This window comes from Pseudoalteromonas sp. 120-MNA-CIBAN-0494 (assembly GCF_040308885.1).
Taxonomy (GTDB): domain Bacteria; phylum Pseudomonadota; class Gammaproteobacteria; order Enterobacterales; family Alteromonadaceae; genus Pseudoalteromonas; species Pseudoalteromonas nigrifaciens.
In genome coordinates, this window is sequence record NZ_JBEOOE010000008.1 from 35,484 (window position 1) to 59,654 (window position 24,171).

The window sequence follows — 24,171 nt, forward strand, 5'->3', positions numbered from 1 at the left end:
TCTTTGTTTAGCAAATAATTCTACTTTACTCGGGGCTAAGTTTATCTAATATCTAGTTTTAGTATGATGTGTTCTTTGCAGCTTTGGTTAATTTTAAAATCTCGTGCTTATGCATTGAGTAGCTTAACTCTTAATAATAATTCCCCAATACTTACATTTGTATACCGTTATAGGTTACAGCTAATAACGGCCTACTAGCTTCTGAGTGCAATTTAACTTTAGCCATGATTTGTAGTGAGGCTTTAAAATGAGGTTGATATAATTAACCGGCTCATACTTTGGGATACTTAAAATGTTTAGCTTGTGAGAACTGAATATACATTTATTAGTACCGGGCAGGGCAAACCATTTTGAGTTCCCTGTAGCTTAACTAATTAAGCAGCTAGTTAGTGGTGTTAATTAGTGCCGATCCAAACGTTCATACAAAGAGTAACTTAATACATTGCAGATATAAGCTTTACGTATTGTAGTATGCCTGGGTGAAATACAATACGTTGTCATGTCTATTTACACTACAGCATAAGATCTGCAAAGCGTAAAACTTATACATATTAAAATAAGTTTTAACCTCAGTAATAACTGCCACTATTCACATTTTTATAAAAACTTAGTACTGAGCCCAAATAAGTCTTTGTATTTTAACCTTAACCAAGGAGAGCTTTAGCCTAATAAACCCACTGTTTATAAACATCTAGTATATGTTGCGGTGGCAAATAAAATTCGCCCTAGCATGTATTTTTAAAAGTGCATAGTTATTGGTCAATTATTGTTTATATTAACTGTAAAGTTAAGAATACACATGGTGCAATTTAAGTATGATGTGTTCCCTGCTCAACCTGTTATAATAATTAACTCAGATTGAATGTAGGTCAACAACTAAAAAGTAACCATGATTAATCTTAACTTTATGTTTTTAATCAGTTATATTCTTTCTATTTATCATTTTATATTTGCGCTAAGGGCCCAACATATATGGCTAAATATATTAATTACCTAACCCATAACTAAATAATTAGTAAATAGTGAATTTAGTCCTTGAACAAACAGCCCTGCATACGTTAATTTCGTTGTATCAGGTAAATAGGAATGAGGAATGAATATGCAAACGTGGAACCCAAATAGCTGGAGAGAACTGCCAATATTGCAGCAGCCAAACTACCCAGATCAAGAATCACTTAAATCAGTAGAAGCGCAATTAAAGAGTGCTCCGCCTTTAGTATTCGCTGAAGAGACCAGAAGTTTATTTAAGCAGCTAGAAGATGTATGCGAAGGGCGCGCTTTTTTACTACAAGGTGGTGATTGTGCTGAGTCGTTTAGTGACTTTAATGCCGCTAACATTCGCGATACTTTTAAAACAATTTTACAAATGGCCGTGGTATTAACTTACGGCGGTAAATGCCCAGTAGTTAAAATAGCGCGTATGGCAGGGCAGTATGCAAAACCACGTTCAGCAGATTTAGAAACGATTGATGGCGTATCACTACCGTCATACCGTGGCGACATTGTTAACAATTTTGAGTTTACCGAACAAGCGCGTATTCCAGATCCACAACGCTTAATGACGGCGTATCATCACAGTGCCGCTACGTTAAACTTACTGCGTGCGTTTGCTCAAGGTGGCCTTGCTGACTTACATCAAGTAAACCGTTGGAATATGGGCTTTGTTGCAGCCAATCCACAAAAAGAAAAGTACCAACAGCTTGCTGATAAAATTCAAGACGCGCTTGAGTTTATGGAAGTGTGTGGTATTAATTCTACTATTGCACCAAGCTTAAAAGAAACCGATTTATACACCTCTCACGAGGCGCTATTACTAGGCTACGAAGAAGCACTAACTCGCCGCGACCATTTATCTGGCGATTGGTACGATTGTTCTGCGCACTTTGTATGGATTGGCGAGCGTACGCGTCAACTAGACCACGCGCACATTGAATTTTTTAAAGGAATTAAAAACCCAATTGGGGTTAAAGTTGGTCCAGGTATGGACCCAGATGATTTAATACGTTTAATTGATGCATTAAATCCAGATAACATTCCAGGTCGATTAACATTAATTACCCGTATGGGCGCAGATATACTCCCTGAAAAACTGCCGGCATTGGTACGCAAAGTACAACAAGAAGGCCGTAAAGTAATTTGGAGTTCTGATCCAATGCACGGTAACACCGAAAAAGCGAGTTCAGGATATAAAACACGTAGCTTTGATAACATCATGCGTGAGATCAGCCAGTTTTTTGCAGTGCATAAAGCCGAGGGCAGCTATGCAGGCGGCGTGCATTTAGAAATGACAGGCCAACATGTTACTGAGTGTACTGGCGGTGCGTACGGACTGTCTGACGACGATTTAGCACAGCGCTATAAAACCCAGTGCGACCCACGTTTAAATGCCGATCAAGTATTAGAGTTAGGCTTTTTAGTTGCCGATTTATTAAAAGACGCACGTAAATAAATAAAATAACTACCCTAAATACAAACGCCGCTAATTAAGCGGCGTTTTTTATACTTTTTAGTTAAGTTAACCGCTAAGTAAGTTAGTACTTACGGCGCTCAAGATCGGTATCAGATATAATCTTCGCTGATATTTCTTCAACTGAGTGATGAGTAGAGTTTAAAAATGGAATTCTATTACGCTTATACAGCATTTCTACTTCGCGCACTTCTATACGACATTGACGAATAGAAGCGTATTTAGAATTAGCCATACGCCTATCTCTAATGGCAGCAAGGCGCTCAGGATCAATAGTTAAGCCAAATAATTTATGTTTAAAAGGTATTAAGCATTTAGGCAGGCCTTCAGTTTCAAGGTCGTCTTCGGTGATTGGGTAGTTAGCGGCTTTAATACCATATTGTAGTGCTAAATATAAACTCGTTGGGGTTTTACCACTGCGGCTCACACCGATTAAAATAATATCGGCCTCTCCATAGTTTTTAATATTACCGCCATCATCATTCATCAGCGCGTAGTTAACCGCATCAATTCTAAAATCATAGCTTTTTTCATGAATAGAGTGAGTGCGATGAATTTTTGGTACTGGCGCCACATTTAGTTCTTTTTCTATTTTTTCGCTATAGGTTGTCAAAAAGTCATAACACACTGCATTAGCAGAGCTAATAATTTCAGTTAAGTTGTAATTTACAAAGGTAAAAAATATTAAAGGCTTTTCACCGTCTCTTTTAGCCGTTGCATTAATTAACTCTTTAATTTGATGCGCTTTCTCTTCTGTTTCTACAAAGGGAATGGTTTTATGATTAAATTCAACAGGGAACAGTGACAAAGTAGCATGGCCAAAAACCTCAGAAGTAATTGCTGTGCCATCTGAAATATAAAAAGCAGTTCTCATAAATCCTCTTTTTTATTACTTTTAATTTTAAAATTAAGTTTCTCACGGTTTACGTGAGGACTGTTGCCAGTGTAGAATGGGTGTGACCTTTATAAAAGGTTTTCTTTCTTAACTCTCACAGTTATATCGATTGTATTAAGTAAATAGTCAATTATAGCGATAGGAAGCGCTTTATTAGCAACATAAAAATTAACAGGTAGTTGTTCTACATGAAAATTTTTAACTTGTTAATAGAATGTCTAACTCGCTAAAATGATTAAATGTTAATTAGTTGGTATTTAGTACTACAATTTGTTTTTTTGGAGAAAGATCCGTGCAAGAATACGTTCTCTGGTATCAAGAGCTTGGTATGCAAGATGTTCCTCGTGTTGGCGGTAAAAACGCTTCACTTGGCGAAATGATTTCAAACCTAGCAAACGCAGGTGTACAAGTGCCGGGTGGTTTTGCAACTACCGCTGATGCTTTTAATGAGTTTTTAGATCAATCAGGACTCACCGCAAAAATTCACGATATTCTAGATACACTTGATGTTGAAGATGTGAATACACTCGCTAAAGTCGGTGCCGATATCCGCCAATGGATAATCGATACACCATTCCAACCTAATCTAGATAAAGCCATTCGCGAAGCATACAGCCAACTCCACGGCGACACAGCAGCCGATGTTTCATTTGCAGTACGTTCATCAGCTACTGCTGAAGACATGCCAGACGCATCATTCGCAGGCCAGCAAGAAACTTTCCTAAACGTTGTTGGTATCGACTCAGTAATGGTCGCTATTAAACACGTATTTGCTTCATTATTTAACGACCGCGCTATCTCTTACCGTGTTCATCAAGGGTACGATCACCGTGGTGTTGCACTGTCTGCTGGTATACAACGCATGGTTCGTTCAGATAAGTCAGCATCTGGCGTTATGTTTAGTATTGATACCGAGTCTGGTTTTGAAGATGTTGTATTTATCACATCAAGCTACGGGCTAGGAGAAATGGTTGTACAGGGCGCAGTAAACCCTGATGAATTTTATGTTCATAAACCAACATTACTTAAAAACAAACCTTCAGTAGTACGTCGTAACATTGGCTCTAAAGCCATTCAAATGATTTACTCAGAAGACAAAGCACATGGTAAGCAAGTAGACATCGTTGATGTTGCCCCTGAGCTTTCAAATAAATTTTCGATTACAGATGAAGAAGTGCAAGAACTTGCCAAGCAAGCTGTAATCATCGAAAAACATTACGGTCGTCCAATGGACATCGAATGGGCAAAAGACGGTAACGACGGCAAACTATATATAGTTCAAGCTCGTCCAGAAACGGTTCGCTCAAACGAAGATGCCAACGTAATGGAACGTTTTCAATTAAATGGCACCAGCAAGGTTGTTGTTGAAGGCCGTGCAATTGGTCATAAAATTGGTAGCGGTGTTGTTCGTGTTCTTAACTCAATCAAAGAGATGGATCAGGTTCAAGTAGGCGACATTTTAGTTACCGACATGACCGACCCAGATTGGGAACCAATCATGAAACGTGCAGCAGCGATTGTTACAAATCGTGGTGGCCGTACTTGTCATGCTGCAATTATTGCACGTGAACTTGGTATTCCAGCCGTTGTTGGTTGTGGTAACGCAACTGATTTAATTACAGCTGGTCAAGAAGTTACCGTATCATGTGCCGAAGGCGATACAGGTTTCATCTATGAAGGTATTTTAGACTTTGAAGTACTTACTTCACGTGTTGACGAAATGCCTGAGCTACCAATTAAAGTAATGATGAACGTAGGTAATCCAGATCGTGCATTCGATTTTGCTCGTTTACCACATTCAGGTGTTGGCCTAGCCCGTGTTGAATTTATTATCAACCGTATGATTGGCGTTCACCCTAAAGCACTACTTAATTTTGATGCACAAACTGATGCATTAAAAGCAGAGATAACCGACATGATGGCCGGTTATGAATCTCCAGTAGAGTTTTATATCTCTAAATTGGTTGAAGGTATTTCTACTCTGGCGTGTGCATTTGCACCAGAGCGTGTAATTGTTCGCATGTCTGATTTTAAATCAAACGAGTACGCAAACTTAGTTGGCGGCCAACAATACGAACCGGAAGAAGAAAACCCTATGATAGGTTTTCGTGGCGCCGCTCGTTATGTGTCAGAAGCTTTCCGCGACTGTTTTGCTCTAGAGTGTGAAGCAATTAAACGCGTAAGAAACGGCATGGACATGACCAATATCGAAATCATGATCCCATTCGTACGTACCGTTGAAGAAGGTAAACGTGTTATTGAACTACTTGAAGAGCATGGCCTTAAACGTGGCGATAATGGTCTAAAAGTAATTATGATGTGTGAACTGCCTTCAAACGCACTATTAGCTGAAGAGTTTTTAGAGCATTTTGATGGTTTTTCTATCGGTTCAAACGACTTAACTCAGCTAACGCTTGGTTTAGATCGTGACTCAGGTTTAATCGCACATCTATTTGATGAACGCGACCCTGCAATCAAAAAGCTACTTTCTATGGCAATTAAAACAGCTAAAGAAAAAGGCAAGTATGTAGGTATTTGTGGTCAAGGTCCTTCTGATCATGAAGACTTTGCAGCATGGTTAGTAGAGCAGGGTATCGACTCTGTTTCATTAAATCCAGATACAGTACTAGAAACATGGTTATACTTAGCTGAAAAACTAGCTAAATAATTACTTTGTTTAATAAAAATGCCAGCTTTTGCTGGCATTTTTGTTTGTGTAATTTAAAATAAAGTTTTAACGAGCTAATTTTTTATCTAAATATCTGCACGATTTAGTTAACGCTTTTTGACAAAGCCCCAAATAATGCCTTGCTTTTGGGTAGTCAAAAGAAAAACACAATAACCCTGCCATAAAAAATATTAACGATGGTCCAGGTACAATCGCAAAAAATAAACCCAGTAACATGCACAATACACCGGCTAAAAGTAATAGTATTTTTTTCATAGTTAAAGCCCCCTAGTAACTGTTAACTTGAGTATAATTGCAGTGCGAATAAAATCGATTAAAAGAGTGTTACAAACTGTAAAATCTTCAATTTCTATTACCCCGCAGCATGATATAATTAATCAAATGCCTTAAAATATCGCCGTCATGATAGCAACTATTACACAGCAAGATGCCGCGACAGAAGTTGTCGCAAATTACTTAAGTACCATTAAAAATCAAGGGTTTACTGGAGACACTGACGCAAGTTATGCAACCCGCATAACAGCTTCAACCGATAACAGTATTTACCAAGAGCTACCGCAAGGTGTTATCTTTCCTAAAACCGAAAAAGATATTCAACTTGCGTTGCAAACAGCATCTCGCGACCCCTTTTTATCGTTAACATTTGGTCCGCGCGGCGGCGGCACTGGGACTAACGGGCAATCATTAACCCCTGGAATTATTGTCGATTTATCACGATACATGCGTGAAATACTCGAAATAAACACACAAGAAGGCTGGGTGCGTGTACAAACTGGGGTAATAAAAGATCAGCTTAATGACTTTTTAAAACCTTATGGGTTTTTCTTTTCACCCGACTTATCTACCAGTAATAGAGCAACCATTGGCGGTATGATCAGCACTGATGCTTCGGGTCAAGGCTCGCTAGTTTACGGTAAAACGAGTGACCATGTTTTAGGGCTAACAACTTATTTGGTCGATGGCACACCTATGTGTACTGCAGCTATTGATACAGAGAAAGCAAAGGTAATCGCAGAGCAAGACACATTAGTTGGTCATTTATACAAAACCGTTTTAGCTATCGCACTAAATGAGCGCGAAGCTGTATTAGCTAAATTCCCTAGATTAAACCGCTTTTTAACCGGATACGACCTAGAGCATGTGCTAAGTGATGACTTACAAACTTTTGATATGAGCCGCTTAATTACCGGCTCTGAAGGATCATTAGGTATAGTTACCGAGGCTAAATTAAAGCTAACCCCCATTGCTGAATTTAAAACTTTAATTAATATTAAGTATGATAGTTTTGATTCGGCACTACGTCATTCACCATTTTTGGTAGCTGCGAGAGCAACCTCAGTTGAAACTGTCGATAGCAAAGTTTTAAACTTAGCCCGCCAAGATATTATTTGGCATTCAGTATCGGACTTAATAACCGACATTCCTAATAAAGATATGCAAGGGCTCAACATGGTTGAGTTTAATGCTGCATCACCAGAGGATATAAAAGACAAAGTAGACACTTTGTGCAAACTATTAGATCAGTGCGTGGCACAGCAAACTAATGGTGTTATTGGTTACCAGCTAACCAGTAATAAAAGTGATATTTTAAAAATTTACGCCATGCGTAAAAAGTCAGTCGGGCTTTTAGGTAATGTAAAAGGCAGTCAGAAACCACTCGCCTTTGCAGAAGACACCGCGGTACCACCAGAAAACTTAGCTGATTATATAGTAGAGTTTCGAGCATTACTCGACAGCCATAATTTACAATATGGAATGTTTGGCCATGTTGACGCTGGCGTTTTACATGTTAGGCCTGCGCTCGATATGTGCGACCCAGAACAAGAAAAACTATTGCGTGTTATTTCAGATGAAGTGGTAAAACTCACCGCTAAATACGGTGGTTTAATGTGGGGCGAACACGGTAAAGGGTATCGTAGCGAATATGGCCCAGCGTTTTTTGGCGACCATTTATTTACTCAGTTACGTAAAATAAAAACTGCATTTGATCCAAATAACCGAATAAACCCGGGTAAAATATGTACACCTATCGATAGTGAAGACTCACTAGTAAGTGTTGATGGACAAAAACGTTCATGGTTCGATAAACAAATATCTATTGATGTAAAAACAAGTTTTAATAATGCCATGACTTGTAACGGTAACGGAATATGCTTTAACTACGATGAAAACTCACCAATGTGTCCGTCGTATAAAGTAACCGGCGATCGCCGACATTCACCTAAAGGCCGCGCAAGTTTAATGCGCGAATGGTTGCGCCTGCAAGAAGCAAAAAATGTAGATTTACTTGAGGTCGAAAAGCAACTTAATAAAGGCGAAGTAATTACCTGGTGGGAACGTTTTGTTCACAGCCGTGAAAAAAACAAAGGCATTTACGACTTTTCTCACGAAGTTAAAGCTTCGATGGACGAGTGCTTAGCCTGTAAAGCATGTACTACTGCTTGCCCAATTAAAGTAGATGTACCTACTTTTCGTTCGCGTTTTTTAAATTATTATCATAGTTACTACGCACGTCCACTCAAAGATTACCTAGTGGGTAATATAGAAGTTAGTGCGCCATTAATGGCTAAATTTGCACGTATTATTAATCCTATAGTAAGTACAGACCTAGTTAGTAACATAATTAAAAAAACCGTGGGTTATATAAATACACCACAATTAAGTATTCCCGCACTAACTAGTCGAGTAAACAAAGCTCATACTTTTAATTTTGAATTACTAAATAAATTAAGTGCTGAGCAACAAAACGAATATGTATTAATAGTACAAGACCCATTCACTAGTTTTTATGAAGCAGAATTAGTAGAGAGTTTTATTACGCTTATTACTCAGCTCGGCAAAAAGCCAATGTTATTACCTTTTAAACCCAATGGAAAACCACAACATGTAAAAGGGTTTTTGCATGAGTTTAAAGTAACAGCAAAAAACGCCGCGGAGTTTTTAAATAAACTTAACGATATTAATGCGCCACTGGTTGGTTTAGATGCTTCATTAGTTATGTGTTACCGCGATGAGTACAATACAATTTTAGAAAATAATCGTGGTGATTTCCATGTGCAACTTGCTCACGAGTGGTTACAAACTCAATCGTTTACGCAATTAAAAGCAAAACAAAATACTAATACTAATACTGAATTTACTTTATTAAGCCACTGTACCGAAACTACCGCCTTACCAAAAGCTGCGAGTGTTTGGCAAAATATTTTTACCGATATTGGATTAACATTAAAAACAACCAGTACTGGTTGTTGCGGCATGGCGGGTACTTATGGTCATGAAGCACAAAACCAAAACAACTCGCGCGCACTATACGAAATGAGTTGGAAACCTATTGTAGATAAAAATAAACCCGAGCAACTGTTATCAACAGGATTTTCTTGTCGTAGCCAAGTTAAACGATATGAAAAATTTAAACCTAAACATCCAATTGAGTTACTTGCACACCTACTTAGCAATTAAACTTTATTAGGCTGATTAAAAAATGCGTAACTTTATAAATAAAATTACGCATTTTTACTTTTTACTTTTTACTTTTTAGCAAAACTATCTGCAATTGGCTTAGTAGTTATACCATGAATAAATACACTAAATAAAATAGTGGTCATAGCAATAGTTGCAATCTGATATTTATTTTCTATTTGAGTATCAATTACCATTAACGTAAATACTATCGATGCGAGTCCTCTTGGTCCAAACCAAGCAAAAGTAAATCGCTCTTTTATATTCAGTGCAGTAAATTGCAGTGACAACATAACCGGAATTATTCTGATCAAAGTTGCACTAAGTAAAGCATAAATTATTATTTCAAAACTGAGTTTTGGTAAAACCAAATAGGCACTTACAAAACCAAATAAACACCAAATTAATAATGCTGCAAAATCGGCTATGTGCTCTGAGTCTTCAACAATTTCACAACGTATCGACTCTGGAGAATATCGGTCAAATAATAAACCTGCTACAAACACTGCAATAAAACCACTACTATGAAAATACTGTGTAATAGAAAATATCGCCATTGCAAAACCTACCAGCAAAAAAGGACTGGTTTTTTGTGCAAAATAATGGCGTTGCATAGCAAAGTTTAAAGTTGGAATAAATATCGCAACACTCGCAATCGCAATCAATAGCGCTATACCAAGTTCCCGAGTAAAAATAATCATAGTTTGTGAAGCGGTGATCCCAAGCTCTGGGTTATTAGCTAATAACAAAAAAATTAAAAATACAGGTACACATAAACCATCATTTAAACCACTTTCAGTATTTATTCCTTCACGGATATTTTCGGGCACTTGTGTACTTTCTAATAGTCCTTTACTGAGTGCTGCATCGGTTGGTGTTAAAATAATTGCTAATAATGCAGCTTGAATAAGTGTTAACTCTGCAAATAAAAATAATGCAGTGCCAATACCTAACAACAAGGTAAGGGGTAGGGCAACAAATAATAATAAACTTGGATACTGATAACTGTGTTTTAAAACGCTTAGTTTTGTTTTTGTAGCGTCGGTAAATAAAAACAAACTTAAAGTTAATTCAATTAAAGGTAATATATAAGCTCCACCATTTTTTAATTGTTCAACTTCCTCAGGTATAAACCAAGCCAGTGCTATTCCTCCAATCACAAAAAACATTGGGCCAGTGATTTCGGTTCTTTCTAATTGCCGGATTGTTAATGAATAAATCAAAAACAAACTGCCAATAAAAGTAATGACTAAATATTCCATTATATTTTCCTTTTTAAACCAGATTTTGCACGTTCTTTTATATTTGTTTGAATATAAATTTGATCTGTAGTTGCTATTTTTGCGTGTCCTAAATCTTCAGATAAATGTTTGAGTGGTCGTGTTTGTGCATCGTGTGTTGCACCTGTATGTCTAAGCCAATGTGCGGTTGCTGCTTCAAGTTGTTCAGAGTCATCTTTAAAACCATCATCAAGTAAAGATTGCTGAGCTAAATCAAAACTTTGTTGTACCAAACGTCGTATTTGCCTAACTGTCATGCCACCTTGGCCACGAATTTTATGCACCAAAGGTTCAGATTCATCAACGCGTGGTAGGGCAGGTAAACCACGATAAAGTCGGTAGCGTTTTAAATATTCAACAAAATCATCGCTTAGAGTTACATCTCGTAATTTATTACCTTTACCCATAATACGCAAAAACCAAAAGCCATCGTTGTCTTGCCAAAAATGCGACATAACGGGCGACCATTGTGGCCGCTCTGACAATTCAGAGATCCGTAAATATAATCCTTTTAAACATGCCAGAGTAAATAAATTTCTTTCTAGATCAGGTTGTTGCTCACATAAGTCGCGCGTTACCCCAAACACATATTCCCATTGTATATCGCTTAGCGTATCGGGGATCTGTATTTGCGATTGAACCACTAAATAGGGACTATTCTTTTTTACTACAGGCACAAAATTGGCAAAGGTTTTTTCTTCTAAAATAGCAAATTTATAAAATACGTTAAGTGCAGTAAACATTGCCGATAATGTTTGTTGGCTAGCAATTGATTCTTTTTGGATGAAAGGGCGCCAATTTGTATTTAAACGACGAATACCTTGATCGTCTTTATAACGCCATTGTACTGATGTTGTAGCCCAAGCTTTATCTGGTTCAACAACAAAATCTACATAACCTTCAATATCTTCGCGCTTTAAATCAAATACTGATTTTTCAGCCACTAACCATGCCCATAAATAAAAACGTTCAAGCTCACTTCTAAACCGACTATAGGTTGCTTCCGATTTGCGACCATAAACATATAAAAACTGGTATAAGAAGGTAAGATCTTGTTTTGATTCAGTTACAGTCAAGCCAACTTGCTGTATAAAGGTAGCCAGTTCTGGATATTCTGAATTTAAAGTATTATCTTCAAGATGAGCAATTTGATATCTCAATTGTTTTAACGTATCAACCAAAGCAACTAGCATAGTAATAAAATATTCAATAAAATAATAGACTTATAGATTAACCATAAAGTCCGATACTGTCTAGTATTGGACATAAATAGATTCTATTATTTTGTAATTATATACTTGCTAGTTATAAATGTTATTTAAGGAAAATTCATGAAAAGATTTATTTTGCTAAGTATGGTCGTATTTACACTCGCGCTCACAGGTTGTGCAACAACAGGCAGCGCCTCACCAAGCGAAAAACGTGCATTAGTGCATAGCATGGAATCAAATACATTAAGTAAACTTTACACGATAAAACCAGATGTTAAAAAGCAAATTGCTAACTCTGCAGGTTATGCTGTTTTTGATAATGCCAACGTCAATGTTGTTTTAGCTAGTTTTGGTGGTGGTTATGGTGTTATTAAAAATAACCTAACGGGTAAATCTACATACATGAATATGGGCGAAGCCGGTTTAGGCCTAGGTTTAGGTGTTAAAGACTTTAACGTTGTTATGGTTTTTCATAACCAAGCGGCACTAAACAGATTTATTGAACACGGTTGGGCATTTGGCGGAAACGCAGATGCAGCAGCTAAATATAAAGAAAAAGGCGGTGCATTAGTTGCCGAAGCAATAGCAGACCAAGTTACTGTGTATTCTTTGACCGAAAGCGGCCTTGCACTACAAGCAGTATTAAAAGGTACTAAGTTTTGGGTCGACTCCGAGCTTAATTAACCCCTAAATTACTCTCCTAAAAGCGAGCTGATTTGAATAATCACCCTCGCTTTCTTTTAAATAATCAAATTTAACATAACGTAATTTATGGGTAGTCTTATATCGCGTTATTTCTTCTTTCGTTTCTTTCTGGCTTTGCTTCTTTTTGTGTTTGAAGGTGCACAGTGATCAGCCACTATCTGTGCAGGTTCATGCCCCTGCTTTAACAACGTATCAATATGTGCATTTTCAATATTCACATATTTATCTTTAGCATTATCTGTATTTTCATTGTTATTAAAGATATTTGTAGAATCAAAATTATTCCACAAATCCTCTTCGCTTAAGTTTGAAGCACTATGACCTGGTTTATTCTCAGGTAAAGCTATCTGCTTAAGATTTAAAAAATCTGGATTAACTTCGTAATCAGTCATCTTTCCAATATTTTGATGGCTATTAAACAGACCTAATGTAACTAGTTTTGAAGCAGCTGAATAAACAGTTTGTTTTGAACAATTACAAACACTCGCAATATTAGAAAGAGATATTGATTCCCCCTTACTCGAAAGATACAACATTCTCATACACACCAATTGCTCAACTGGTTTTAAAGAATAAAATTTATAATCTGTATTAAACAAAAACTCTATTAATGAACTATACATTTTATACCCGTATATATTTTTAATAGGTTTAAATAACCACCCTGTCTAAATTTAAATTATCCTAGAATAAGATCAAATATGTCCTCTACTTATATTTGCTCATAATTATTTATTTGACTTTCACTGATTAAATGTCAGTATACAAGGTATATAACTCAAAAATCAAAAGTTGAGATGATGGCTAAACCAATAGTAGAAAGAGCACCAAAATTTAGTATGAAAGACTTTGATTTTCAAAAGGTTGAAGATATTTTTCATGATTATGCTGAGGTCGATGATAAAGGTCGGTATTTACATTGGAGCGTACTTAAATGGAGACTTCCTCAAAATGATGCAAAGAGAATTTGGTCTTTAATTAAATTTAAAAGAACTATGCAAGTAAAATACTTACATATTACCGATGATAATGAAGAGCTTTTTTATTATTGCATCCCTCATTCAATGGAGGCAAAACTTCACAAAGTAATTCAAATTGCAGGAGGTAGTATTGCTAGCGTTGCAGGAAATGTTGCCTCTGACAACATTCAGAAGAAGTTTTTAGTTTCATCTCTAATGATGGAAGAAGCTATTACAAGTGCTCAACTTGAAGGAGCTTCTACTACGAGAGAAGTGGCAAAAAAAATGCTTGAAGATGAGCGGGAACCTATTGATGAAGATGAAAGAATGATCATCAATAACTTCTTATTGCTTAAACATGCAGAAAAGATGAAAAATGAAAATTTAACTTTAGATCTGATTCTAGATTTCCATAGAATAGCTACTTTACACACTACTGAAAATAATGTTGTCCCTGGTGAATTTAGAAAAGATAATGACATTCATGTTAGAGACTATCAAGGTGAAGTTGCTCATCAACCACCTTGTTATAAAAAGATTGAAGAGAGGCTTTTTGACTTATGCGAATTTGCAAATTCAGATCATAGCGGTGCTGAAGAAGCGAGTCCATTCATTCCACCTGTTATTAAGGCAATTATTCTTCATTTTATGATTGGCTTCGAACATCCATTTAGGGATGGTAATGGTAGAACCGCTAGAGCTATTTTTTATTGGTTTATGTTAAAACATGAATATGATTTATTTAAATATGTTTCTATAAGTAAACTTCTAAAAAATGATCCAAAAGGCTATGGGCTTTCATATTTATATACAGAGAAAGATAATAATGACTTAACTTATTTTATTGATTTCCAATTAGATATAATTTTAGCTGCATTTGATGAATTACAAGATTATTTAAAAGTTAAAACTGACGAATTCTACCAAGTAGTTGAGTTATTAGATGACTCAAGATTTAGTGGTTTGAATTTCGTACAAAAAGATATTATAAAAAAAGCAACTAAAGAACCTGGAAGAATATTTACAGTTAAAGAAGTATCTAACTCATATGCTATTTCAGATAATACTGCTAGAAAAAATTTGAACGCTTTAGTTACAGAAAAACTTATTTACTCATTAAAAGATGGCCGAAGTACTAATTATATTTCATCGAATAACCTTATACAGAGGTTAAGTGCTAAGAAAATTAAAAAGGTTTAGTTTATCTTTTATTTATAAATAACTGTTTAAATTATAATTACTTTATGATTGAAAAGGGCTTTGCCCTTTTCTTATTTACTACATATCGTAATTTATAACTTTGAGTTATTTTATGTTGCCTTAAATAGTATATGTTTAAAAGTTTGATCTTAGAGTGATTTTTTTATCAAACGCCTCGGCTAACTTTTCAGTTTCACTAAAAACGGTGTTCCAATATTTAATACGTGTATCTGCATCAAGATCGGTAAAGTCATTTCTATCTGGAATTTTCCCGTAGGGTAAGCCTGCTATAAATTCTTTTGATGGCGTGATCATCACCACGTTATCGTAATTAAGTGGTGAGACTTTACGTTTTAAATTTTTATCGAACCATCCTGCTTTTGGATCGCTATTAAAGTGTGGATATAAAATGAGTCCTGGGTTGTTAATTTTTAAATCAAAGTGGTAATCAATAATGCCGCCATCGCGATAAATGCCTGCGGGTGTTCCTGCAATATTTTTAATTCCTTGCATAACTAACGGTATTGAACCCGATGCAAGTAATGCCTCTTTTAAATTATTTTGGGTAAGCGCTATTTTTTGTGTTTTAAAATTATAGCTGTCGGTAATTGATAAGTCGCTTGTTGCGGGGCCAAATATAAAACGCTCATATTGCGATCCTAAATATTTTCGGTTTACTCGATTAAGCATATAACTTTTTGATAAACCCATAAGCTGTAATAATTTATTTTCACTGGCTATAAATCCATTCGATTTTGCCACTATAAAATGTGCTTTAAATACGGGGTTATTTATGATTTCAGCCACGCCGTTATTGCCAAAAACATCTTCAAGCAGTGCGCGGGCTTTTAATGTTATTTCTGCGGGGGTAGGTTTATTACTAGAATAGCGCGTTTGCGAATACGATGTTGCTAAGCGCTCAATTGCTGCAATCGGATCATTTTGCGCAAAACACGCTGAGCGAAATGCCCCGGCCGATGAGCCAATTAAGTTAAGCGGTTGGCTATGGTTTTTAAAAAACTCACCAAATATATACTTGTCTAAGCCAAACAAGGTAAACCATTTTGGCCCGCCGCTGGCACCTAAAAATGAGCTGAATAATTCGGGTTTAAGCCCCTGTTCGTTTATTATTTTTGCAGCAGTTTTACCTGCGTAAATGTTGATCATCTAAAAATTTAGCCTATAAAATCTGTGTTTAATTGCGCTGCTTATTTCTATTTAATGGTATATATTTGTTACTTACTTTGTATATAACCAGGCTAAAAATAGAATAGTTATGCAAAAATAAAAACGATTTTATGCTGCCATAAAACCGTTTATTAATGCTAAAAGTGACTTAAAATACGTTAACTAGTCCCAAATGCCGGTTTCGCATTTACCCTGTACTTTTACATCATTTACTTTAAATTCGGGCTCTAAGCCTTTTTCGCGTTGCGTATGATAATCGCGAGTAACCGCTAATATTGTTGGGGTTAGCAATATAATAGCGATAACGTTAACCACTGTCATTAGACCTAAAGCAATATCGGCTAAATCCCATACTTGCTTTAATGTGGCCGACGCGCCCCACAACATCATTGATAAATAAAGCAAAGTATAAATACCACGACCCATTTTGTTATCGAGTTTAAATAAGTGCAAGTTACTTTCTGCGTAAGCATAGTTGGCTACTACAGACGTAAAGGCAAACAAGGTAATAGCGGCTGCTACAAAGTACACACCCCCTTGCGCTAAATGAGCGGTCATGGCGCTTTGCGTTAAACGTATACCTTCCATTTCGCCGCTTATGTCTATATCGGCAAGTAAAATAATAACCGCAGTACAACTACACAATACTATGGTGTCGAAAAACACCCCTAACATTTGAATGTAGCCCTGTGTTACCGGATGATTAGGCAGTGGGCTTGCACTGGCTGAAGCATGTGGCACACTGCCCGCGCCCGCTTCGTTTGAATAAAGGCCACGTTGAATACCATTTTTTATTGCTGCGCCCATCGCGCCTGCACCTGCTTCTTGCAGCCCAAATGCTGATAAAAATATATCTTTAAGCATAGCAGGCACTTGGGTGAAGTTTATTAAGGTAATAATAACTGCAACAAGCACAAACACTATGCCCATTACCGGTACTACGCACTCAGCAAAGCGAGCGATTGCTTTAAAACCACCCACAATAATAGAGCCGGCTAACACAGTGATCACTAATCCAGAGTAAAAGGTTGGAATTTCGAAGGCAAAATTAAGTGCATCGGTAATGGTGTTGGTTTGCATGGCGCTAAAGGTAAAGCCGTAACCTAAAAATAAGCACAGTGCAAAAGTAATAGCGAAGGCTCGATTGCCTAATCCTTGTTGAATATAATACGCAGGGCCGCCTCTAAACTCGCCTTGGCTGTCGCGCACTTTATATACTTGACCTAATACACTTTCGGCAAAGCCTGTGGCCATGCCTAATATGGCAATAACCCACATCCAAAAAATGGCACCACTACCACCTAATGATATAGCAACGGCAACACCTGCTAAGTTACCCGTGCCTACCCGCGCACATAAACCAGTACACAGCGCTTGAAATGATGATATGTCGCCTTTTTTACATTTGCTGCTGCCTTTTAGTAAACTAAACATATGTTTAAATTTAAGTATTTGAATGGCTTTTAAACGCACCGAAAACCAAATACCAGCAAACAATAAAATGTAAATGAGGACTTGGCCCTCTCCCCATAAAATACCATTTACACTTTTTACTACGGTATCGAACATTGCTAATTCCTTGTTATATTTCTTATTTAAATAGGCACTGCAAGCGACACAAATATACGTTATAAAATAATAAAGGCAGTAACACTGCCTTTATTATTTTATACATTTACTTTGTTGGTAAATGAATGCCGGCGATCATACACCTTACTGAGCCACCAGCAGATTCAATGGTAGGAATAAGTAAAGGCACCAATTTGGCACTTTTTTCTATTACCTTAATTTGCGCTGCAGTAAGTGCTTTAAAAGCCGTTGCTGATAACGCTAAAATCCGTCCGCTTTTACCCTGTAACTCAATGGCATTGCCGCAAAAGTTATTAATTTGATCGCCCGATAACTCAATGACTTGATGATAGCTTTGCAATAAATGGCTTACTAGCTGCCTGCGCTGTTCGTTTGGCACCATGTCTAAGCCAATCATGGCAAACTCTGTAGCAACACACATTAATACATTGGTATGGTAAACCGCTGTGCCTTGCATATCGTAGGCATTAAAAACCACCGGGGTTAGCTTTAATTGCTCGCATACTGTGTTAACAACTGACTGTGTCGTTCGCTTTGATTCAACCGCATAAGCAAACTTATATTGATGATCAATAACCAGTGAACCAGTGCCTTCTAAGAATGAATTTTCTTTCGCTAAAAATGAATAATCAGTCACTGAAGACACTTTATATTGATCCGTTAAAAAATCAATAATATCTTTGCGATATTCTGCTCTTCTGCTTTTTGCGTACATTGGATAGGTTAGTATTTCGCCATTTTGGTGAGTAGTAAACCAATTATTAGGAAATACCGAGTCGGGCGTATCTTTATGCTGGTCTTCAAAAAGGTGAACGAGGATCCCTTCTTGCTTTAACACTTCTACTGCATTGGTTACTTCGTTATACGCATGTAAGCTTTGATCTGTTGTTAAACAGCTGCGTTGAAATGTGTTATCACGCATGGTTTGCGGGTTAGAAGTAAAATGATGTGGGCGAACCATCACAATACTATTTGGTGCTTGGTTTACCATACTTATGCCACACTCTCTTGCTGCGTATGCTCAGCGGTTAACACTGAAAACAAATTACGCGGATCGGCTTGCTGGGTAATTAAATCAAGTAAGCTGTACTGCCCCGTTGCAATGAGCTGATCGCGAATAAATGCCAATGCCGTAAAATCTTCGCTAGCAAAGCCCACACCATCAAAAATAGTAAGTTGTTGCTGACTCTCACGCCCGCAAGCTTGTCCATTAATAACTTGATGAAACTCGGTTACAGCAAAATCAGCCCTCATTTGTTGAATTTCACCTTCAATACGTGTTTGTGGCTCGTACTCTACAAATACAGCGGCGCGCTCAAGCAGCTTTGTATCTAATTCTGTTTTACCTGGGCAGTCGCCACCAATAGCATTTATATGCACGCCTTGTGGGATCATCTCGCTAGTTAAAATTGTGGCGTTGGTTTTATCTGCAGTGCACGTTGTTATTATGTGCGCACCTTTTACCGCCTCTGCAGCACTGTTACAAATAGTGACGTTTAAGCCATAGGCAGTGAGGTTATTAAATGCTTTTTGCGACGCACTCGGGTCTATATCGTATAAACGAATATCAGTAATACCTAATACACTTTTAAATGCCAACGCCTGAAATTCAGACTGCGCACCGTTACCAATTAGCGTTAGTGTGGTTGCATTTTTAGGAGCTAAGTATTTTGCGACTAATGCTGAAGTGGCTGCAGTTCTGAGTGCGGTAAGTAGGCACATTTCGCTGATCATAATCGGATAGCCGCTATCTACATCGGCTAAAATTCCAAATGCAGCAACGGTTTGCAGTTCTCTAAAAGTATTTTTAGGATGCCCGTTTACATACTTACAGCTAAATAGTTCGCCGTCGCTCACTGGCATAAGCTCTATTACGCCCTCTGGTGAATGCGCTGCATAACGTGGGGATTTATCAAATTGCTGCCAGCGAGTAAAGTCTGTTTCTAGTCGCTTTGTTAGCTGTTGTAAAACATTTTCTATGCCGAGTTTATTTATAAGCTGTGCCATTGTTTGTACGCTAACAAAAGGAACGCCTTGTTTTGGCTGTGCTATAAAATGCGTCATTAAAACCTCTATAAGTAAGTGTGTGCAATTATTTATAGACAGTTTATCGCTCTGGTGCATCAGTTAAAATGGCAATTAATTATACAAATAGCATTGTTTTTTGTCATTTTGCTAGGCGGCAATGGTTAAATTTAGTATTTTGATTAAAACTTACCTAAGGCTTAACCTATGACTCCCTATATTTATGACGCCCTCGACAAAGCATTAATAGCTGAACTTAGAAAAGACGGCCGCGCTTCTATTTCAACCTTAGCCACTACATTAAACGTGTCGCGGGGCACAGTACAAAATAGGTTAGACAGATTACTTTCATCAGGGGCAATTTTAGGTTTTACCGTGCGTGTACATCAGCACATTGAAACCGAAGCAGTCAGAGCAATTATGATGGTAGAAGTGGTAGGTAAGTCGACCTCGCAAGTTATAAAAACGATGCGCGGTATTCCTGAGCTAACTAAATTGCACACCACTAACGGTGCATGGGATTTAGTAGCCGAAATTCAAGCTGCTAACTTAAGTGAATTTGATGGGGTGCTTAGGCAAGTAAGGGAAATAGACGGTATTTTAAATAGCGAAACCAGTATTTTGCTTTCGTCTACTTAAAATAAAATGCTGGCGTGCATTACATACGCCAGCAAAGAGGTTATTTATTACCTCAATTCAATTGAGTAAATAACCCCCTTAGTTTTAGTTATATTTAGTTATAACAGTACTGCAATGCTTGATTATGGCTATGATCCCAAATTTGCGAGTTTTGCTCTGCTAAATAAGCACGCCCTGCCTGTAAACCAAGTTTGTGATCAAAGCGTAAATCGTTATCTGAACTGCCAAGTAATTTGCTATGCAGTTTTTCGGTTGCAAAAATTTGTATAATTTCAACATCCTCTGGTGGGTTTGCAATAAACTCCAACTCTTCTTGATATGCTTGTTCGTGCTGTAGTAAATAATCTATGGTTTTAGGACAATAGCCTGACGCGCACACAAATGCTCTTAGTTTATTTACCCATGCCGATTGTACTTGAAAGTTAATATCGACCGTGCGGATCACCACTATTTTACGTGCGCCTCGGTTATAGGCTTCACGTACAGGTAAAGGTGCTGCAAGGCCGCCATCTAAGTAAAAGTCGGCTACTGCTGGCTGTACTTGCTCTAAGGCAAGCTCGGCTTCGTTAGCTGCTAAAGTATTCATCCAAGGTGTTAGTTTTACACCTTGCTTATACAAAAATGGTAACGCACTTGATGCTTTTAATAGCTCACGCCATTGCTTGCTCTCGCCTGTAGGCGCTAAAAAGTACGGTTTGCGGTCTCGTGAGTTAGTTGCTGTAATAAGCAATTCACGATCCCCTAAGTTATTTTTGGCTGTTTTAAAATCTAAACTACGATTTACCTCTGTGGTTTTATCAAAGTACCAGTCTAAATCCATTATGTGCTTACCAATTAAACCACGGCCTAATTGAAAAAAGTTTTTATTACGCGACAACCCTCTGATCAAACGCTTTGCATAGCCTTTTTGCCTTGCTAAAAAACTAGTTAAGTTTTGCGAGCCCGCAGAAGTACCAATAAATAAATCAAATGGGTCGTAGTCTTGCTCTAACCATGCATCGAGTACACCGGCTGTAAATATACCTCGCTGTCCGCCACCTTCAGCAATCAGCGCAATTTTTGGCAGCGCTGCTTTATTAACTGAATTAGGGATTACATTATTTAGCGAGTTCACGGTGCACCTTCCTGTAAAAAGTAGAGTTATAGAGTTATAACGTTTTGTGGTTTTAATTATAGCGGGTAAGTTATCACTATAAAATTTGATTAAATCTATTAGTTTAATCGCTTAAAGCGAATACGGTAGGGTAATTTATTTGCTGTTATTTGAGAGTAGCTTAAATGAGCAGCCAAAATACAGATTGATGTTGCCTATAAGCAAAACTAGTTTAGATTTCGCGTATAATATAGCAGGCGTAAGGTGTACGCCTGCTTAACCAAATGAAACTTAACGTTTTAATTCCATTAAAATTTCGATAGCTCTATGGCGTTTTTCGCTGTCGTATAAATCGTTGGTAAATATAAATTCATCAACGCCCAGCTCTTTTACTATCATTTCTAACTTGTGTCTTATACTTACATGCCCGCCTATTACACTTAAACTTAAAAAGTTTTCCACTTGTGCACGCTCTTGCTCGCTCCATAGGCCGTCCATAGAGTCAACAGGTGGTTGCAGCCATAATTCACTGCCACGCATTAGCGCAAGTACCCGCTGTTGCGAAGTGGTCGATAGGTATTGTGCTTCTTCGTCGGTATCGGCTGCTATCAGCGGTAACGCCAGCATTATGTATGGCTTATCAAGTACCTTTGAAGGTTTAAATTCACGCTTATACAACTCTATGGCATCGTACAAAAAGCGCGGAGCAAAGTGCCCTGCAAATACATACGGTAACCCTTTTTGCGCTGCAAGTTGCGCGCTAAATAAGCTTGAGCCTAATAACCAAATAGGTATATTGGTATCCTCACCGGGTATAGCCCGTATTGGGTGAGTGCCATTATAAGGCCCTAATAAGGTTTGCAGTTCGGTTACTTCTTGAGGGAAGCGCTCTGCTCGGCTCATGTCTGAATTTAAAGCTCTACTCGTAATAGGATCGCTTCCTGGTGCACGGCCAAGCCCTAAATCAATACGCCCTGGGTATAAGCTCTCTAATGTACCAAATTGTTCGGCTACAACTAATGGCGAGTGATTCGGCAGCATAATCCCCCCCGAGCCTACACGTATTCGATCTGTTTTACTGGCTATATGGCCCACTAAAATAGAGGTAGCTGCACATATAATGCCTGGCATATTATGGTGCTCTGCTAACCAAAAGCGATTAAAACCTAGTTCGTCGGCTCTTTGAGCGTATTTAGTACTTTTATGTAGTGTTTCGGATACCGTTGCCCCTTTGGGCATCGGGGCAAGCTCTAATAACGAAAAGGGAATATTAGATAACAAAATAGCAGCTCCTATAAATGGCATGCTTATGGTGTGCTATAACCACAAGCATAAAAACTAGAGATGGGTGTGCGTTACCTGTAATTCAAGATACTAAAGGTGCTAAACACTAAATAACCTGAGCATATTTAAGCGGGTTGTGCCGCTTGCTGACGTTGCTGTTTATAGCTCTCTGAATTTAGCCCTTTTTTCCAATAACCCGATGCCACAATATACGTACGTGGTATGGCGTATAGCTCATTAAGTTTAGCTTTTACTTTGCGCACTAAACCTGCCTCTAGCGCCATAAAAACAATTGGGGGCTGTACACCTATTTTTAAACTGTTTAATGCATTTAGCATGCTTTCATCTGGGGTATTGGTAACGAGCCAATTTACAGTGCGCGGCGTATCTAAACTAATAATGTCTTGAGCGCTAGGAGCATGAATAAACATATCAATTTTCGCGCTATGCGGTAACTGCTGAGCATAGCCTTTCACTGCATTAACTGAAGTTAAGTCGCCAAGGAGTACGTAGTGCGAATGGCTATAATTATCGAGTTTTTTAGAGCCCGGGCCAGCTATGGCTAGGGTGTCTCCTACTTTTGCTGTTTGCGCCCAGTTTGTAGCAGGACCTTGATGCATATTAATTACAAAGTCGAGCGTGAGCGCCCCCGTTTGCTCATTAACATGGTTAATAGTATAGGAGCGCATAAGCGCCGTTTTTATGTTTAAATCAAGTTCACCATTATGGGGCAGTAACACTTTTACATAGTGGCCTATGTAACTTGGCGTAAGATCTTTAAATTCATCAGAACCTACCACAATGCGTTGTAAGTGCGGTGTAATTTGCTTCGTACTTAGCACCTGCGCTTTGCGTATTTGTCTACTCATGTATTACCTCGTTTTACAAAAAGTTTAAATTGCATGCAGCAACATTTGCACAACGCCCCATTGGTTGATAAAATCAACTATAGCAATTTAATTGATATTGTCAACCATTTGGTAATTACTATGAAATCATCTCTACCTAATACACTCTTTATGCTAATGCAAAGCTACCGCGTAACAACGCGTGATGCGATTAATGCGAACGACCTTGGTTTAAACGCTATGCATGTGCGTTGCTTGCATATTATTGCAGCAACGCCGCAGTGTACTGCTAACGATATTGTTACCCAAACTCAACGCGACAAAGCACAAATTGCCCGCTTAATTAAAGAGCTTTTAGCATTAAATTTAATCAACAAATGTGCCAGTGAGCACGATAAACGCTGTTTTATTGTCTCTTTTACTGCCTCTGGCACTGCGCTTTTTAACAAATTACTAAGTGCCGAGCGCCAGGTTAACGAGCAAATGTGTAAAAATTTAAACTCGACGCAAATCAACGACTTCTTAAATACCGCACAAACAATGATCAAAAACATGCAGTGATCTTTCATTCATTACTTGGCAAAAGTAAAACAAAACGCATATACTGTATACTTGTACAGTATATGCGTTTTGGTTTAT

At 37.8% G+C, this 24,171-nt stretch carries 19 protein-coding genes; 7 read left to right on the forward strand and 12 right to left on the reverse strand.

Translation table 11 applies throughout. The features are described from left to right. Positions 1-1,099 precede the first annotated feature (1,099 nt). On the forward strand, positions 1,100-2,449 hold the full coding sequence (locus AAEY55_RS07450; RefSeq protein WP_172459254.1) for a class II 3-deoxy-7-phosphoheptulonate synthase: 1,350 nt from the start codon (positions 1,100-1,102) through the stop codon (positions 2,447-2,449). An 82-nt stretch (positions 2,450-2,531) separates the two neighbouring features. On the opposite strand, the gene AAEY55_RS07455 is transcribed toward AAEY55_RS07450, so the two are convergent. Next, positions 2,532-3,341 (reverse strand): pyruvate, water dikinase regulatory protein, encoded by an 810-nt coding sequence (locus tag AAEY55_RS07455; RefSeq protein ID WP_011330181.1) that lies wholly within the window; start codon positions 3,339-3,341, stop codon positions 2,532-2,534. Between the two features lie 313 nt (positions 3,342-3,654). Between AAEY55_RS07455 and ppsA the strand changes: the two genes are divergently transcribed. Next, positions 3,655-6,030, forward strand: a complete 2,376-nt coding sequence (ppsA, locus tag AAEY55_RS07460) for a phosphoenolpyruvate synthase (protein WP_041454953.1) — start codon at positions 3,655-3,657, stop codon at positions 6,028-6,030. A gap of 66 nt (positions 6,031-6,096) precedes the next feature. Here the strand turns inward: ppsA and AAEY55_RS07465 are convergent, their stop codons facing one another. Next, the gene (locus AAEY55_RS07465) at positions 6,097-6,306 is read right to left on the reverse strand and encodes a PGPGW domain-containing protein (RefSeq protein ID WP_041454951.1); all 210 of its coding nucleotides are present in this window, start codon (positions 6,304-6,306) and stop codon (positions 6,097-6,099) included. 147 nt (positions 6,307-6,453) lie between these two features. Between AAEY55_RS07465 and AAEY55_RS07470 the strand changes: the two genes are divergently transcribed. Further along, positions 6,454-9,510, forward strand: coding sequence for an FAD-binding and (Fe-S)-binding domain-containing protein (locus tag AAEY55_RS07470; RefSeq protein WP_350546119.1), 3,057 nt, complete (start codon positions 6,454-6,456; stop codon positions 9,508-9,510). A 68-nt stretch (positions 9,511-9,578) separates the two neighbouring features. Here AAEY55_RS07470 and AAEY55_RS07475 read toward each other — a convergent pair whose 3' ends face one another. Both AAEY55_RS07475 and AAEY55_RS07480 read right to left on the reverse strand, forming a co-directional pair. Then, a complete protein-coding gene (locus tag AAEY55_RS07475) occupies positions 9,579-10,772 on the reverse strand; it encodes a sodium:proton antiporter (RefSeq protein ID WP_086998423.1) in 1,194 nt (397 codons plus the stop codon). Further along, entirely contained in the window at positions 10,772-11,983 is a 1,212-nt protein-coding gene (locus tag AAEY55_RS07480) for a site-specific integrase (RefSeq protein ID WP_350546122.1), read from the reverse strand. The genes AAEY55_RS07475 and AAEY55_RS07480 overlap by 1 nt, the downstream gene beginning before the upstream one ends. A gap of 138 nt (positions 11,984-12,121) precedes the next feature. On the opposite strand from AAEY55_RS07480, the gene AAEY55_RS07485 reads away from it, so the two are divergent. Then, on the forward strand, positions 12,122-12,685 hold the full coding sequence (locus tag AAEY55_RS07485; RefSeq protein ID WP_089369312.1) for a YSC84-related protein: 564 nt from the start codon (positions 12,122-12,124) through the stop codon (positions 12,683-12,685). Positions 12,686-12,792: 107 nt separating this feature from the next. Here the strand turns inward: AAEY55_RS07485 and AAEY55_RS07490 are convergent, their stop codons facing one another. Further along, entirely contained in the window at positions 12,793-13,329 is a 537-nt protein-coding gene (locus AAEY55_RS07490) for a hypothetical protein (RefSeq protein ID WP_350550671.1), read from the reverse strand. Between the two features lie 177 nt (positions 13,330-13,506). On the opposite strand from AAEY55_RS07490, the gene AAEY55_RS07495 reads away from it, so the two are divergent. After that, positions 13,507-14,865 carry a Fic family protein gene (locus AAEY55_RS07495; protein ID WP_350550674.1) on the forward strand — a complete coding sequence of 453 codons (1,359 nt, stop codon included), beginning with the start codon at positions 13,507-13,509 and terminating at the stop codon, positions 14,863-14,865. Positions 14,866-15,000: 135 nt separating this feature from the next. On the opposite strand, the gene AAEY55_RS07500 is transcribed toward AAEY55_RS07495, so the two are convergent. The 4 genes from AAEY55_RS07500 to AAEY55_RS07515 all read right to left on the reverse strand — a co-directional run bounded on the left by AAEY55_RS07500 (position 15,001) and on the right by AAEY55_RS07515 (position 19,707). Next, a complete protein-coding gene (locus AAEY55_RS07500; protein ID WP_350550677.1) occupies positions 15,001-16,032 on the reverse strand; it encodes a patatin-like phospholipase family protein in 1,032 nt (343 codons plus the stop codon). 183 nt (positions 16,033-16,215) lie between these two features. Then, the gene (locus tag AAEY55_RS07505) at positions 16,216-17,622 is read right to left on the reverse strand and encodes a sodium:alanine symporter family protein (protein WP_197182643.1); all 1,407 of its coding nucleotides are present in this window, start codon (positions 17,620-17,622) and stop codon (positions 16,216-16,218) included. Between the two features lie 106 nt (positions 17,623-17,728). Further along, positions 17,729-18,640 carry a citrulline utilization hydrolase CtlX gene (ctlX, locus tag AAEY55_RS07510; RefSeq protein ID WP_350550725.1) on the reverse strand — a complete coding sequence of 304 codons (912 nt, stop codon included), beginning with the start codon at positions 18,638-18,640 and terminating at the stop codon, positions 17,729-17,731. After that, on the reverse strand, positions 18,637-19,707 hold the full coding sequence (locus AAEY55_RS07515) for an ornithine cyclodeaminase (protein ID WP_350545710.1): 1,071 nt from the start codon (positions 19,705-19,707) through the stop codon (positions 18,637-18,639). Before AAEY55_RS07515 ends, ctlX begins: the two co-directional genes overlap by 4 nt. A gap of 168 nt (positions 19,708-19,875) precedes the next feature. Here AAEY55_RS07515 and AAEY55_RS07520 point away from each other — a divergent pair, with 168 nt between their 5' ends. After that, positions 19,876-20,307, forward strand: a complete 432-nt coding sequence (locus AAEY55_RS07520) for an Lrp/AsnC family transcriptional regulator (RefSeq protein ID WP_011330165.1) — start codon at positions 19,876-19,878, stop codon at positions 20,305-20,307. Between the two features lie 94 nt (positions 20,308-20,401). Here AAEY55_RS07520 and AAEY55_RS07525 read toward each other — a convergent pair whose 3' ends face one another. The 3 genes from AAEY55_RS07525 to AAEY55_RS07535 form a co-directional block, all read right to left on the reverse strand. Beyond that, complete coding sequence (locus AAEY55_RS07525; RefSeq protein WP_350550680.1) at positions 20,402-21,421, reverse strand: patatin family protein; 1,020 nt, start codon at positions 21,419-21,421, stop codon at positions 20,402-20,404. Between the two features lie 270 nt (positions 21,422-21,691). Then, on the reverse strand, positions 21,692-22,681 hold the full coding sequence (locus AAEY55_RS07530) for an LLM class flavin-dependent oxidoreductase (protein ID WP_041455000.1): 990 nt from the start codon (positions 22,679-22,681) through the stop codon (positions 21,692-21,694). Between the two features lie 128 nt (positions 22,682-22,809). Then, on the reverse strand, positions 22,810-23,553 hold the full coding sequence (locus AAEY55_RS07535; RefSeq protein WP_350550683.1) for a siderophore-interacting protein: 744 nt from the start codon (positions 23,551-23,553) through the stop codon (positions 22,810-22,812). Positions 23,554-23,673: 120 nt separating this feature from the next. On the opposite strand from AAEY55_RS07535, the gene AAEY55_RS07540 reads away from it, so the two are divergent. Beyond that, positions 23,674-24,093 (forward strand): MarR family winged helix-turn-helix transcriptional regulator, encoded by a 420-nt coding sequence (locus AAEY55_RS07540; RefSeq protein WP_086999137.1) that lies wholly within the window; start codon positions 23,674-23,676, stop codon positions 24,091-24,093. Positions 24,094-24,171 lie beyond the last annotated feature (78 nt).

Excerpts from the sequence above, each read along its gene's own strand:
- AAEY55_RS07475 (WP_086998423.1), bottom strand. The coding sequence starts at position 10,772 with ATGGAATATTTAGTCATTACTTTTATTGGCAGTTTGTTTTTGATTTAT.
- AAEY55_RS07515 (WP_350545710.1), bottom strand. The coding sequence starts at position 19,707 with ATGACGCATTTTATAGCACAGCCAAAACAAGGCGTTCCTTTTGTTAGC.
- AAEY55_RS07495 (WP_350550674.1), top strand. The coding sequence starts at position 13,507 with ATGGCTAAACCAATAGTAGAAAGAGCACCAAAATTTAGTATGAAAGAC.
- AAEY55_RS07490 (WP_350550671.1), bottom strand. The coding sequence starts at position 13,329 with ATGTATAGTTCATTAATAGAGTTTTTGTTTAATACAGATTATAAATTT.
- AAEY55_RS07470 (WP_350546119.1), top strand. The coding sequence starts at position 6,454 with ATGATAGCAACTATTACACAGCAAGATGCCGCGACAGAAGTTGTCGCA.
- AAEY55_RS07500 (WP_350550677.1), bottom strand. The coding sequence starts at position 16,032 with ATGATCAACATTTACGCAGGTAAAACTGCTGCAAAAATAATAAACGAA.
- AAEY55_RS07480 (WP_350546122.1), bottom strand. The coding sequence starts at position 11,983 with ATGCTAGTTGCTTTGGTTGATACGTTAAAACAATTGAGATATCAAATT.
- AAEY55_RS07485 (WP_089369312.1), top strand. The coding sequence starts at position 12,122 with ATGAAAAGATTTATTTTGCTAAGTATGGTCGTATTTACACTCGCGCTC.
- AAEY55_RS07540 (WP_086999137.1), top strand. The coding sequence starts at position 23,674 with ATGAAATCATCTCTACCTAATACACTCTTTATGCTAATGCAAAGCTAC.
- AAEY55_RS07520 (WP_011330165.1), top strand. The coding sequence starts at position 19,876 with ATGACTCCCTATATTTATGACGCCCTCGACAAAGCATTAATAGCTGAA.
- AAEY55_RS07505 (WP_197182643.1), bottom strand. The coding sequence starts at position 17,622 with ATGTTCGATACCGTAGTAAAAAGTGTAAATGGTATTTTATGGGGAGAG.
- AAEY55_RS07455 (WP_011330181.1), bottom strand. The coding sequence starts at position 3,341 with ATGAGAACTGCTTTTTATATTTCAGATGGCACAGCAATTACTTCTGAG.
- AAEY55_RS07535 (WP_350550683.1), bottom strand. The coding sequence starts at position 23,553 with ATGAGTAGACAAATACGCAAAGCGCAGGTGCTAAGTACGAAGCAAATT.
- AAEY55_RS07465 (WP_041454951.1), bottom strand. The coding sequence starts at position 6,306 with ATGAAAAAAATACTATTACTTTTAGCCGGTGTATTGTGCATGTTACTG.
- AAEY55_RS07450 (WP_172459254.1), top strand. The coding sequence starts at position 1,100 with ATGCAAACGTGGAACCCAAATAGCTGGAGAGAACTGCCAATATTGCAG.